This window comes from Haloparvum alkalitolerans, assembly GCF_050122995.1.
Classification (GTDB): Archaea; Halobacteriota; Halobacteria; order Halobacteriales; family Haloferacaceae; genus Haloparvum; species Haloparvum alkalitolerans.
The window spans coordinates 147,026-160,188 of sequence record NZ_JBNLIA010000001.1 but is presented as its reverse complement, the minus strand read 5'-3'; the positions used below and the strand labels follow the sequence as shown (position 1 = coordinate 160,188).

Below are 13,163 nucleotides of genomic sequence, written 5' to 3'. Positions count from 1 at the left end.
CCGCACCAGCACCGCGACCGCACCAGCACCGCGACCGCACCAGCACCGCACCTCGGAGGTCGCTGTGGCGACAGTTTCTCGGCCGGACGCAGGTTTTTAAGCGGTCACCCGCCATAGACGAGACGAATAGATGTCGGGGGACGTCCGCCGGGGTGGGGAGCCCGAAGACCGGATCGAGATGCTTCGCCGTCGCGTGGTCCGGACCTGGGAGATGCTTCGCGGCTCCGACGTGGAGGTCCGACCGTTCCGGCCGGGCGAGGACGGCCCGCTCGCCACCTTCTCGGCCCCCGACGGGCACGACGAGGTCGACCGCTACTGGGTGAACGCCCCGTACGCGTACGTCGTGATCACCTACGACCGCGAGGCGAGCGAACACCAGTACCACGCGGTCGAACCAGACCTCGACGACTTCGAGGTGGACCTGCTGCGACGGATCGTCGACGACATCCGCGACCCGCTGCTCTACCGCGAGAGCGTGGGGACCGCCGACGCGGAGACGCTGAAGGACGAACTGGAGAACCTCCTCGAGCAGTACGGCGTGGAGGTGGGGATGGACACGTTCCACACCCTGCTGTACTACCTCTACCGCGACTTCCGCGGGTTCGGGAAGATCGACCCCCTGCTGAACGACGGCCACATCGAGGACGTCTCCTGTGACGGCTACGACCTCCCCATCTTCGTCTACCACACCGACTACACGGACATCGAGACCAACGTCCAGTTCGCCAGCGAGGAGCTCGACAACTACGTCATCCGGCTGGCCCAGCAGTCCGGCCGCCACATCTCCGTCGGCGACCCCATCGTGGAGACGACGCTGCCGGACGGCTCGCGGGCGGAACTCGCGCTCGGGGAGGAGGTCACCCCGCGCGGCTCCGCGTTCACCATCCGGCAGTACGCCGAGGAGCCGTTCACGCCCATCGACCTGATCGACTACGGCACGTTCTCGGTCGCGCAGATGGCGTACTTCTGGCTCTGCATCGAGCACAACAAGAGCCTCATCTTCGCGGGCGGGACCGCCTCGGGGAAGACCACCTCGATGAACGCCGTCTCGATGTTCATCCCGCCGCGGGCGAAGGTTCTCACCATCGAGGACACCCGGGAGCTGTCGCTGTACCACGACAACTGGCTCTCCTCGGTGACGCGCGAGCGGCTCCACGAGGGGTCGGACATCGACATGTACGACCTGCTGCGCTCCGCGCTGCGGCACCGCCCGGAGTACATCATCGTCGGCGAGGTGCGCGGCGACGAGGCAGTGACGCTGTTCCAGGCGATGAACACCGGCCACACCACCTTCTCGACGATGCACGCCGACTCCATCGAGACGGTGATCAACCGGCTGGAGAACGAGCCGATCAACGTGCCGCGCGCGATGGTCCAGTCGCTGGACATGCTGTCGATCCAGACGCTCTCGCGGTTCGGCGACGAGCGCGTCCGCCGCGCGAAGGTGATCGGCGAGATCCACGACATCGACCAGCGGACCGGCGAGCTCGACTACTCCTCGGCGTTCACGTGGAACCCGAGCGACGACGAGTTCTCCTCGAACGACTCGGAGCTGCTCGGCGAGATCCAGGAGGAGCGCGGCTGGAGCCGCGCCCAGTTGCTCCGCGAGATGAACCGCCGCGAGCGGTTCCTCGAACTCCTCGGCGAACTCGGCGTGACTGGGTACCGGCGCTTCACCGCGCTGGTCAACGAGTACTACGCCGACGCCGACCGCGTGATGGAGAAGCTGGAGGACGAGCTCGAGGGCGCATGATCCAGTACGTCCCGCTGGCGCTGGCGCTGGCGCTGTGTGCCGGGCTGGCGTTGCCGTTCGTCAGCCGACGTGCCGACCTGCTGGTCTCCCGCGTCGCGCTCTCCTTCTTCGGCGACTACGTGGCCGACGAGAGCCCGCGCAAGCGGGAGCAGCAACAGCGGATGCGGGCGGCCCACGCCGGCGGGACCCACCGCGTCTACGCCGCGCGGACGCTGCTGTACGCGGGCACGCTCGGGGCCGCGGGGAGCGTCCTCGGCGTCTACGTCGCCGCGGCGTTCCTCGCGCTGCTGGAGGTCGGCGGCGAGGCGATCCGGAGCGCGCTGCCGAGCGCGCTGGGGTTCCTCGCGGACCTCACGCGACTCGAACAGCTCGCGCCCGGCGATCTGTTCGTGCTGCTGCTGTTCTTCTCGGCGACCGTCGGGTCGCTGCTGGCGCTCGGCACCTACTGGATCCGGTGGGAGGTGTTGAGCCAGCGCGCGGTGGCGCGGGCCTCCGAGATCGAGGCCACGCTGCCGCGGACGGTGGCGTTCGTCTACGCGCTCTCGCGGTCGGGAATGGCGTTTCCGAAGGTGATGGACACGCTCGCGAAGAACGAGCGCGTGTACGGCGAGGCCGCCACGGAGCTCGGCGTGGCCGTCCGCGACATGAACACCTTCGGGACGGACGCGCTGACGGCGCTCCAGCGGACGAGCGAGCGCACGCCCAGCGAGAACATGGAGGAGTTCGCGGAGAACCTCGCCTCCGTGCTCGGGTCGGGTCGGTCGCTGTCGGACTTCCTCCACGAGCAGTACGAGCGGTATCAGGAGGAGGCGGAGTCCCAACAGGAGCAGTACCTCGAGCTGCTGTCGACGTTCGCGGAGGCGTACGTGACGGTGCTCGTCGCCGGGCCGCTCTTTTTCATCACCATCCTCGTCGTCGTCGGGCTGGTGATCGAGGACACTCTCCCGCTCCTGCGGATCGTGGTCTACGTCGGCGTGCCCCTCGCGAGCGCCGCCTTCATCGTCTACGTCGACAGCGTCACGCAGTCGCTGCAGTCGCCCGGGGAGGCCGCGCTGCGCGCCGACGAGGACGGCGACCCCGCGAACCCGAACGGGGAGTTCACGCTGCCGGACGGCGGCGCCGTCGCGGACGGGTGGCGGGCCGACCGCGAGCGATTGGCCGAGTACGACCGGTTCCGCACCGCCCTCGACTGGGTCGAGCGGCCGGTCGAGCTGCTGCTCCGGAGCCCGGCGGTGACGGCCGTGATCACGGTTCCGGTCGCGCTCCTGTGGATCGTGAACCGCGCGGCACCGATCCCCATCGACTCGCCGCTCACGGTCGCGACGGCGGTGGACGTGCCGCTCGTGGAGGCGACGCTGTTCGTCCTCGGGGGGTACGGGCTGGTCTACGAGATACAGAAGCGCCGGACGAAGAACATCGAGGCGCAGGTCCCCGACTTCCTCGACCGGCTCGCGTCGATCAACGAGGCGGGGATGGCGGTCGTCGAGAGCTTCGAGCGCGTCACCAACTCGGACCTGGAGGACCTCACGCCCGAGCTCGAGCGCACCTGGCGGGACATCAAGTGGGGCGCGGACGTGGAGACGGCGCTCCACCGGATGGACCGCCGCATCCGGTCGCCGATGGTCGGGCGGTCGGTGGCGCTCATCGTCAACGCGATGCGGGCCAGCGGCGACATCGGCCCGGTGCTCCACATCGCGGCGGACGAGGCGCGGGCGGCCAGACAGCTCCGCCGGGAGCGCAACCAGGTGATGATGACCTACCTCATCGTCATCTACATCTCCTTTTTCGTCTTCATCGGGATCATCGCCGCGCTCACCGTGGCGTTCATCCCGGCCATCGAGCAGGCCGGCGTGGCGACCGACGGCGGCGTGAGCGGCGTCGCGGGCGTCGGGGGCGGCATCACCGAGGGGCTCGGCGACATCGACGTCGCCGCCTACGAGGTCATCTTCCTCCACGCCTCCGTCGTGCAGGCGGTCTGTTCCGGCCTGATCGGCGGACAGCTCGGGGAGGGAACGGTCCGCGACGGCGTGAAACACGTCGTGATCCTGCTGGCGATCACCTACGTGAGCTTCCTCGCGATGGGGCTGATCTGACCGGGGCGATATTCGGCGGACGGTAACACAAGAATTGTATTCCCGGACGCGGACTCCCAGGTAATGTCGGCGCCGCGCCCCTCCGAGCTCCCCGCCCCGCTCGACCGCCTCTCGGACGACGGGCGGACGCTGCTCGCGCTCGCGGGGGTCACGGTCGCGGCGCTACTGTTGAGACTCTACGAGCTCGGCGGCCGCGTGTTCCACTGGGACGAGGGGCGCGTCGGCTACTGGACGCTTCGCTACGCCGCGTCCGGGCAGCTCGAGTACCGCCCGATCATTCACGGTCCATTCTTGCGGATCGTCAACGCGGGCGTCTTCGAAGTGCTGCCGGCGACTGACGCGACCGCGCGGCTGGTGGTGGCGCTCGTCGGCGGGCTGCTCCCGCTGTCGGCGTGGCTGTTCCGAGAGCACCTCGACCGCGGGGAGCTGCTGGCGCTCGGCGGCCTGCTGGCGACGACCCCCCTGCTCGTCTACTACTCGCGGTTCATGCGCAACGACGTGCTCGTGGGCGGGTTCGCGTTCGTCGCGCTCGGGTTCGTCGTCCGCGCGCTGGACACCCGGCGCGTCGGGTACCTCTACCCCGCGTCGGTCCTGCTGGCGATCTCGCTGGCGACGAAGGCGAACACGCTGCTGTACGTCCTCTGTTTCCTCGGCGCCGGAACGCTGGTGGCGGACCACCGGCTCGTCCGGCGCGTTCGCGGCGGCGAGGACCTGTCGACCGCGCTCCGGGCGTGGGGGAGTCGCGGGCTGGAGGAGCTTCGGGCGGCCGCTGGCGACCGGCGGCCGGCCGCGTTCCTCGTGGGGCACGCGCTCGGACTGGGGCTCGCGTTCCTCGCGGTCACCGTCTTCTTCTACGCGCCGCGACCGGACCTGTATCAGGCGTTCGGCGCGCCCGGGATGTGGGGAGGCGTCCTTTCCGAGGCCACCGTCGGCTCGGCCCGGAAGCTGAGCGACCTGTGGCTCTCGGGGAGCATGCAGGACAACCCGTACCTCCAGTACGTCGGCCACGAGGCGGAGACGCTGATCCACACGGCGGGCGTCCTGCTCGCGCTCGCGCCGGTCGGCGTCGCCGCCGACTGGTACGGGCGGGGCTCGCGGGAGGGTGCGGCGGACGCGGGGGCGGACGCTGGCGGTGGCGAAATCCGAGTCCCAACCGGGCGGAACCGTGCGTTCGTCGCGTTCGCGACCTACTGGGCGCTGGCGAGCTTCGTCGGCTACCCGGCCGCGACGGACATCAACGCGCCGTGGTCCGCGGTCCACATCGTCCTCCCGCTTTCGATCCCCGCCGCTGTCGGGCTGACGTATCTGGTCCGGGAGGCGGCGAGCGCGGTCGCGACCGCCGACCGCGAGACCGCGGCGCTCGCGGCGGTGCTCCTGCTGGTGGTCGGCGCCGGGCTGGTCGGCCCGAACGTCACCTACTGGAACTCGGCGAATCCGGACCACACCGAGATGGTCCAGTGGGCCCAGCCGCACAACGACGCGCGGTCGACCATCGAGGACGTGGAGGCGGTCGCGCGAGCCCACGAGGGCGGCACCGACGTGCTGTTCGTGGGCATCGAGCTCCCCTCGCGGGAGGACACCTTCTACGTCGCCGACGAGTCGGCCGCCGACCAGGGCGGCGCGCCGGGCGGCTGGTACGACCGTCTCCCGCTGCCGTGGTACTACGAGCGGGCGGGGGCCGAGGTCGACAGCCTGCCGCCCGACGCGGACTACGACGAGGCCCTCGCGGACGCCCCGCCGGTCGTGATCGCTCACGAGGACGACCGCGAGACGGTCGCGGCCAATCTCGACGGCTACCGCGCCACCGCCCACGAACTCCGCCTCTGGAACTTCGAGGTCGTCTTCTTCGTGGAGGAGGACGCGCTCGAGACGGCCCGCGAGGGCGGCGCGGGCGGTGCGTGAGGCGCGGGGGCGACGAGGGGCGCCGCACCGCGAGCTCGCGGTACGAGGTCGGCCGCCGGTCGCGCGAGCGCACGCGTTCCAAAGCCCCTTTATCCGAAGCCCGCGGACTGAACCACATGACAACTCAGGTCGTCGTGGTCGGCTCCGGGTACGCCGGTGCCGGCACCGTGAAGGCGTTCGAGGACGAGATACGCGACGGCGAGGCGGAGCTGACGTGGATCTCCGAACACGAGTACCACCTGGTGCTCCACGAGGTCCACCGCGTCATCCGCGACCCCGCGGTGGAGTCGAAGGTCACGGTCCCGGTCTCGGAGATCAAGTCGCCGAGCACCGACTTCGTGAAGGACCGCGTCACCGGCGTCGACACCGACGATCGGGTCGTCGAACTCGAGGACGGTGACGGCGTCGACTACGACTACCTCCTGCTCGCGGTCGGCTCCACGACCGCCTTCTTCGGCATCGACGGGCTCCGGGAGAACGCCCACCAGCTCAAGAGCCTCCAGGACGCCCACGACATCCACGAGGACGTCCGCGAGGCGGCGACCGAGGCGACCCAGTCCGACCCCGCGCAGGTGCTCGTCGGCGGCGCCGGCCTCTCGGGCATCCAGACCGCCGGGGAGATCGCGGAGTACCGCGACAAGCACCGCGCGCCGATAGACATCAAGCTGATCGAGGGGCTCGACGAGATCTTCCCGGGCAACGACCCCGAGATCCAGGGCGCGCTCCGCAAGCGCCTGTTGGAGAAGGACGTCGAGATCCTCACCGGCGACTTCATCTCGAAGGCCGACGAGGAGTCCGTCTACCTCGGCGGCGGCGAGGACGAGGACGCCGAGGAGCTGCCCTACGACGTGCTGATCTGGACCGGCGGCATCACGGGGCGCGAGGAACTGGAGAACGTCGACGTGGAGAAGGACGACCGCTCGAACCGCGTGGTCGCGGAGTCCGACTTCACCACCAGCGACGACAACGTGTTCGCCATCGGCGACACCGCGCTCGTGGACCAGGGCGAGGACGACGTGGCCCCGCCGACCGCGCAGGCCGCCTGGCAGGCCGCGGAGGTCGCCGGCGAGAACCTCGCCCGCGCCGTCCGCGGCGCGCCCCTCCAGACGTGGCGCCACGAGGACAAGGGGACCGTCATCTCCGTCGGCGACAAGGCGGTCGCCCACGACGTGCAGGGCGTCCCGATCAAGACGTTCGGCGGCCCGGGAGCGAAGATGCTGAAGAAGGGGATCGCCTCGCGCTGGATCGCGAAGGTCTCCTCGGTCGGACGCGGCTTCGACGCGTTCGGCGACATGTAAGGCCGGCCGCCGGCGTCACCCGCCGCCTTCGGCAGCGTCGTCCCACCGCGAAGTGCCGGGAGGCTTTTTGTGGTCGTTCGAGAACGCGGAGACGTGCCCTCCACCGTATCCGACCCTCCCGTGACGGAACTGCTTCTGGTCATCGTCTTCCAGCTCGGCGTGTGTATCCTGTTTCTCGCGGAGGTCGCGGACGCGGCGCGCGGCTACGAGACGCTGTCGAGTCTCGCCGGCCAGCTCGTCGGCACCGCCACGGCGGTCGGGGGGCTGGCGCTCCTGTTCGTCAGGCGCAGGGTCAGATGACGGGCGCGGCCGGTCACCGTCGCTCGCTCGAGCGGAGCGGACGCTCCCGGCGCTCCGATCTTCTGGCGGACGAGTCCCCGCCCCTCCCACCGACAGTTCCTTGTCGGCCGAGCAGCACCCTCGACCGATGCCCTCCAGACGCGTACTCGTGACTCACGGACTCGTCGCGCTCGCACTGCTCGCGACCGGCGCCGTCGGCCTCGGTGCCGCGGTCGCGCCCCCGCAGGCGGCCTGCCTCGTCTGTACGGACGCGCTCGACGACGCGGCCGCCGACCGGGGCGTGGCCGTCGAGCGCGGCGCGACGAGTCAGACGGTTCGCGTCGGCGCGGACGCGACGACGACGTGGACCGCGCGCGTGGAGTTGGAGACGGGGGCGACGCCCCTGGCGAACGACTCGCTGCGCGATGCGGTCGTCGACGACGCGCTCGACGACCTCCGGACGGCCGCGGAGCCGCGGAACGTGACGACGCGCCTCGCGGGAGAGACGCTGGTGGTCAGCTACGAGGACCCGGACGCGGCGGTCGCGGTCGGCGACGAGGTCGTTCTCGTCGCGTTCCACGCCTCGTCGGGGCCGCCGTGGGCGATCGGCGGCGAGGGGTCGCCGTACGTCGGCGCGGACGTCCTGCGCGTCGTCGGTCCCGCGGACCACGTCGCCTCGGCGGGCGGCGACGCGCGGGTCGACGGCCGGACGGCCCGCTGGAACGCGACCGCGGGCGACGAGCTGAAGCGGTCCACCACGGTCGGATTCGCGGCCGAGTCGCGGCACTTCGCGACGTGTCGCGCGACCGCGGCCCGCTACCGATGGCGGCTCGCGAACTAGCCGCTCTTCCCGCCGCCCCGCACGGTCAGAACCGGCACGTCCGCGGTGCGGACCAGTTTCTCCGTGACGCTGCCGAGCAGGTATCGGTCCAGCCCGCTCCGCCCCCGCGTCGCCATCACGATCAGGTCCGCCTCCGCGTTCGCGAACGACCGGATCTCGCGGAACGGGTCGCCCTCGACGACGTGCGTGACCGCGTCGAGACCCGCTTCTGTCGCGCGGTCGGCCAGTTCTGCGACCGCCTTCTCACCTCGCTCGCGGAGTTCCGACCGAGGCGTTCCCGTGGCGCCCACGTCCGAGTAGGTGGTGTTGACCACGTAGAGGGGGTGCACGCGGGCGTCGAACCGCTCCGCGACCGTCAGCGCGTGGTCGTAGGCTGCGGCGGCGCCCTCGCTCCCGTCGGTCGGGAGCAGGATCTCGTCGTACACGTCAGTCGTCCCCCGCCGGGGCCGCGGTCTCGGTCCGCTCGGGCGCGTCGACGATCCACCCGCCGGTCGTGGCCCGCTCGGCGACGTGCGGGCGGAACACCCACGCGGCCAGCCCGAGGATCGGGACCATCGTCGCTGCTGCGACCGCGTAGCCGACGTGGAGGTTGGGCAGGAGCGCCGCGCCGAAGATCAGGGGGTACAGCGACCCGCCGGAGGAGCCGATCCCGCCGACGACGCCGGTGACGGAGCCGGAACTGTCGGGGAACATCGCGGGCACCTGCGCGAAGATGGCGCCCTCGGCGAACGCGCAGCCGAGGCCGACGAGGAAGCCCGCGGCGACCGCGACGTAGACGTTGCCCGTCAGCCCCGCGCCGGTCATCCCGACCATCGCGAAGACGACGAAGACCAGCGTCGCGAACGTCCACTGCTCGCGGTGGCGGCCGTCGAACCACGGGAGGAGTTCGGTCTCGTTGCGCGCGACCACGTCGCTGACGTAGCCCCCGATGGGACGGAGCAGCCCCGCCGCGACCGAGAACGTCGCCGCGAACGTGGCCGCGATCACCACGTCCCCCTGGCCGAACGCCTCGCGGTAGTAGGTGCCGAGCCAGCCGTTCATCGCGAGCTCGAGGCCGAACGTCATCACGTACGCGGCCGAGAGCGCGACGGCGCCGTAGCGCGTGGCGATGTAGAGCCACTCGCGAACCCCTGCGCTCTCCTTGGTCGCCTGCCGCTTCGCGTCGGACTTCGCCGCCTCGCCGAGGAGGAAGTAGACGACCCCCACGAGCACCGCGAACGCCCCGGTGTAGAAGAACGCCGCGCGCCAGTTGGTCGCGAACAGGGGGCCGTTCCATCCCGCCCCGAAGATTCGGGGGAGCGTGAAGTACGCGCCGAGACCGGCGCCCGCGTTGCCGACCCCTGCGAAGATCCCCTCCGCGAGCCCGAGGTTCTCCTCCTCGAACCACTCGGAGACGTGCTGGATGCCGATGACGAAGGTGATCCCCGACAGCGACGCGACGACCCGCGAGCCGATGAACACCTCGTAGGTCGCGGCGAACGCGCTGATCACCGCGAACGTCCCGACGAGCACCATCGTCGCCCCCGCGGTCACCGGCGCGCCGTACCTGTCCGTGAGCGGTCCGACGACGATCCGACCGAGCGGCACGGCGATCACCGCGGCGCTGGAGACGACCGCGAGGTCCGCCACCGAGAGCCCGAACTCCTCCGCGATCCCGCCGGTGAACGGGGCGAAGGAGAACCAGATGACGAATCCGAGGTTGAACATCACCGTGGCGAGCACCAGCGTCCGCCACTTCCCCTCCATCAGGCGAACACCTCACCACCGACTTCGAGAAGAGGTAAACGATCACCTACGGATGCACTCGGATCATGGATGTACGACCACATTTTCGTCTACCGCTCGCCCGAACACGCACTTAACGGCTGTGTGAGTATCGGTATTACTCGTTGGATCCCTCCCGATATCTCCCGACTCGGCGGGGGATACCCCCGGAATATAAGGCCATCCCCTCACGTTTCGGACGGATTACCGGGATTTACCGACCGTTCGGTCACCAGCGCCGGTCCTCTGAGAACGGCTCGCCGAGAAACGTCCGACCGCGGACGGGGACAAAAGTGGCCGGCGCGGATGGAGACGGGGACAAAAAGGGCCGGCGCGGACGGGGAAAGAGGAGAGGTGAGAAAGGGCCGACGCGGCGGCGCGACGGTCGGCTCGTCGGTGCGCGCGGGGCGCGGGAGGCGGGAGGGCGAGGTCAGTGCGCCGGTTCCTCGGCCGGTGCGCGCATGTCGTCGATCCGGAGGATCAGGATGTTGGCGGTGTCGTCTTTCCCGTCGACGGTGCCCTCGATGAGCAGTTTCGAGAGCGGCGTCGGACCGACGGTGACGGAGTCGCCCTCGTGGAACTCGCGGACCGAACCCTGAATGTGGACCTCCGCGCGGCAGAGCTCAGGATGGTGGACGCTCGAGAGGTCGATCCCCTCGACGTTGACCGACTCGACCGGCTCGCCCTCGTGTTCCAGCGGGACGAACGCGGGCTCGTCCATGCGCTGGACGTCCAGCGCCTCGTAGGCGTTCGCGGTCGGCTTGTAGCCGCCCTTCGGACCGGGGACGCCCTCGACCAGCTGGAGCGCTTTCAGGCTCTGCATCTGGTTGCGGATGGTACCGGGGTTGCGGTCGACTTCCTCGGCGATCGCTTCGCCCTTTACGGCGTCCTCCTCCTCGCGGTAGAGGTTGATCAGCGCAGTCAGAATCGTCTTCTGACTGGACGTCAGCTCGATCGATGACATGCGACCTACTACTCGGCCGGCCCGCTTAAACCCGGTGGAAGGTTCGACCGCCCGACCGGGCCGGCCGGGGGACCGGGGTGCGACCGGTCGTGGAGATGCGGGGGCTTGAAGCCTCACGGCGGTCGAGTGACGGACATGCGCACAGTTCGGATCATCGGCGCGCCGACCGACTACGGCGCGAACCGACGCGGCGTCGACATGGGACCGTCAGCGATCCGCTACGCCGGCCTCGCCGACCAGCTCGCGAGCGCCGGCGTCGACACCGTCGACTCGGGCGACCTCCTCGTCCCGCGCGCCGAGGAGCGCGACCCCGACGCGGAAGCGCCCGCGGAGGGTTCCGCGAAGTTCCTCCGCGAGACGGCCGACGTGTGCCGTCGCCTCGGCGACGAGGTGGCGGCGACGCTCGCGGACGGAGAGGTGCCGCTCGCGCTCGGCGGCGACCACTCCATCGCCATCGGGTCGCTGGTCGGATCCGCGCGCGACGCCGAGATCGGCGCGGTGTGGTTCGACGCGCACGCGGACCTCAACACGCCGACGACGACGCCCTCCGGTAACGTCCACGGGATGCCGCTGGCGGCCGCGCTCGGCGTCGGCGAGTTCGCGGACACCGAGTGGGCGAACGCCGCCGGGCTCAGTCCCGAGAACGTCGTCATCGTCGGCCTCCGGAGCGTCGACGAGGCGGAGGCGGAGTTCATCCGCGAGAGCGAGGTGACCGCGTTCACCATGTCGGAGATCGACCGCCGCGGCGTCACGCCGGTCGTGGAGGAGGCGCTCGCGATCGCGGGGACCGGCGTCGACGGCGTCCACGCGAGCCTCGACCTCGACTGGCTCGACCCCCACGAGGCGGCCGGCGTCGGGACGCCCGTCCGCGGCGGGGTCACCTACCGCGAGGCCCACTCCGCGATGGAGCAGGTCGCCGAGAGCGACCTCCTCCGGTCGATGGAGCTCGTCGAGGTGAACCCCACGCTGGACCAGCACAACGAGACCGCGGAGCTCGCGACGGAACTCGCCGCCAGCGCGTTCGGCAAGCGCGTGCTGTAGCGGTCGGCGCGCGCGAGAAACGCGTGCGAGGGAGGCGGTAGCGCGGCCGCGATGCGGTGCGGTCCCGCGGCCGCGCCGCCGCCGAGGCTGGGGAGGTGTGAGGCTGCGGTGCGGTCGCGGTGCGGAGCGGGGCAGTCGCGGTGCGGAGCGGGGCAGTCGCGGTGCGGAGCGGGGCAGTCGCGGTGCGGAGCGGGGCAGTCGCGGTGCGGAGCGGGGCAGTCGCGGTGCGGAGCGGGGCAGTCGCGGTGGGTGGGACTGAAAGAGCCGGCTGGGGTTTTCTGTATGTTGCCGTCCCCAGCAGCAGGAACTGCAACCGAGACGGACACAGAAGTCGCTCCGTGGCGAGCGTGTCAGCCGATCGCCGTTACAGCGGCACGTCCGCGGGGTCGAGCGCGGCCGGCTCGGGGGCCTCGCCCGCGGTTACCGCGACCTCGCCCCGGACCGGTGCCTCGGCCCCAGTCTCGGCGGGATCCGCGAGTACGGCCGTCCCGCCGACCGACAGCGGGGCGAGGAGCCCGGCGACGACCGCGGCGGGGTCCGACAGGGGCGCGCGGAGGACGACCCGGGAGTCGGCGTCGAGCCCGTACCGCTCCGTCACCTCAGCGGCGGCCGCGAGCCCGCCCCCGTGGCTCACGGCGTCGCGCTCGGTCCCGTCGGCCGCAGTCCCGTCGCGTCCGGCCCGGTCACGGCCCGCCGCCCCGGCCGACAGAAGGAGCGGCGTCTCGGGGTCCAGATCCGACGGCGGAAAGGCGGGGTTCTCGCTCCAGACGGACTCCTCCCAGTCCGTCGTCTCGGGGGCGGTCGGGTCGCCGCCGAAGACCGCGAGCTGCGTTCCGGGTGCCGGGTCGTAGGCGGCCTCCTCGGTCGCGGGGACCAGCAGGACGCGGTCGCCCGCGTCGGCGCCAGCGGCGGGGTCGAACCGCGTCGCCGCGCCGAGTTGGGCCGCGCCGAGGAACGCCAGCACCGGCGGGAGCGCGGGGACGGGCGCGGCCGCCAGCGTGCGCCCGGCGCCGAGTCCGAGGTAGCGAAGGACGTTACCGGCCTTGTAGGCGTTCGTGATCAGCTCGTGATAGCTCCGCTCGCGCCCGTCGGGCGTGACGAGCGCGGGGGCGTCGCTCCGTCGGTCGCGTGCGAGCAGGTCCCCGACGACGTGCATGTGGGGGACGTCGTGGGGAGGGCTCAAGGCTCCGGCGGTCGCACACGAGGGCGCGGCCGAATGCGGAGGGCA

At 71.0% G+C, this 13,163-nt stretch carries 11 protein-coding genes; 7 read left to right on the top strand and 4 right to left on the bottom strand.

Annotated features, from left to right (window positions below):
- Positions 1-130 precede the first annotated feature (130 nt).
- From ACQE3L_RS00770 to ACQE3L_RS00745, 6 genes are all read left to right on the top strand, one after another.
- A complete protein-coding gene (locus tag ACQE3L_RS00770; protein WP_426961898.1) occupies positions 131-1,753 on the top strand; it encodes a type II/IV secretion system ATPase subunit in 1,623 nt (540 codons plus the stop codon).
- Positions 1,750-3,846 carry a type II secretion system F family protein gene (locus ACQE3L_RS00765; RefSeq protein ID WP_426961897.1) on the top strand — a complete coding sequence of 699 codons (2,097 nt, stop codon included), beginning with the start codon at positions 1,750-1,752 and terminating at the stop codon, positions 3,844-3,846. Before ACQE3L_RS00770 ends, ACQE3L_RS00765 begins: the two co-directional genes overlap by 4 nt.
- A gap of 63 nt (positions 3,847-3,909) precedes the next feature.
- Positions 3,910-5,748, top strand: coding sequence for a flippase activity-associated protein Agl23 (locus ACQE3L_RS00760; RefSeq protein ID WP_426961896.1), 1,839 nt, complete (start codon positions 3,910-3,912; stop codon positions 5,746-5,748).
- A 116-nt stretch (positions 5,749-5,864) separates the two neighbouring features.
- Positions 5,865-7,046 carry an NAD(P)/FAD-dependent oxidoreductase gene (locus tag ACQE3L_RS00755; protein ID WP_426961895.1) on the top strand — a complete coding sequence of 394 codons (1,182 nt, stop codon included), beginning with the start codon at positions 5,865-5,867 and terminating at the stop codon, positions 7,044-7,046.
- 93 nt (positions 7,047-7,139) lie between these two features.
- A complete protein-coding gene (locus ACQE3L_RS00750) occupies positions 7,140-7,346 on the top strand; it encodes a hypothetical protein (RefSeq protein ID WP_426961894.1) in 207 nt (68 codons plus the stop codon).
- Between the two features lie 127 nt (positions 7,347-7,473).
- Positions 7,474-8,166 carry a hypothetical protein gene (locus ACQE3L_RS00745; protein ID WP_426961893.1) on the top strand — a complete coding sequence of 231 codons (693 nt, stop codon included), beginning with the start codon at positions 7,474-7,476 and terminating at the stop codon, positions 8,164-8,166.
- Here the strand turns inward: ACQE3L_RS00745 and ACQE3L_RS00740 are convergent.
- The 3 genes from ACQE3L_RS00740 to ACQE3L_RS00730 all read right to left on the bottom strand — a co-directional run bounded on the left by ACQE3L_RS00740 (position 8,163) and on the right by ACQE3L_RS00730 (position 10,894).
- Positions 8,163-8,591 carry a universal stress protein gene (locus ACQE3L_RS00740; protein WP_426961892.1) on the bottom strand — a complete coding sequence of 143 codons (429 nt, stop codon included), beginning with the start codon at positions 8,589-8,591 and terminating at the stop codon, positions 8,163-8,165. The two genes, ACQE3L_RS00745 and ACQE3L_RS00740, sit on opposite strands and share 4 nt — an antisense overlap.
- A gap of 1 nt (position 8,592) precedes the next feature.
- Complete coding sequence (locus tag ACQE3L_RS00735) at positions 8,593-9,915, bottom strand: MFS transporter (protein WP_426962104.1); 1,323 nt, start codon at positions 9,913-9,915, stop codon at positions 8,593-8,595.
- Positions 9,916-10,360: 445 nt separating this feature from the next.
- A complete protein-coding gene (locus ACQE3L_RS00730) occupies positions 10,361-10,894 on the bottom strand; it encodes an Rrf2 family transcriptional regulator (protein WP_058365838.1) in 534 nt (177 codons plus the stop codon).
- A gap of 135 nt (positions 10,895-11,029) precedes the next feature.
- Between ACQE3L_RS00730 and rocF the strand changes: the two genes are divergently transcribed.
- Positions 11,030-11,935, top strand: coding sequence for an arginase (gene rocF, locus ACQE3L_RS00725; protein ID WP_426961891.1), 906 nt, complete (start codon positions 11,030-11,032; stop codon positions 11,933-11,935).
- A 364-nt stretch (positions 11,936-12,299) separates the two neighbouring features.
- Here the strand turns inward: rocF and ACQE3L_RS00720 are convergent, their stop codons facing one another.
- Positions 12,300-13,091 (bottom strand): hypothetical protein, encoded by a 792-nt coding sequence (locus ACQE3L_RS00720; protein WP_426961890.1) that lies wholly within the window; start codon positions 13,089-13,091, stop codon positions 12,300-12,302.
- Positions 13,092-13,163 lie beyond the last annotated feature (72 nt).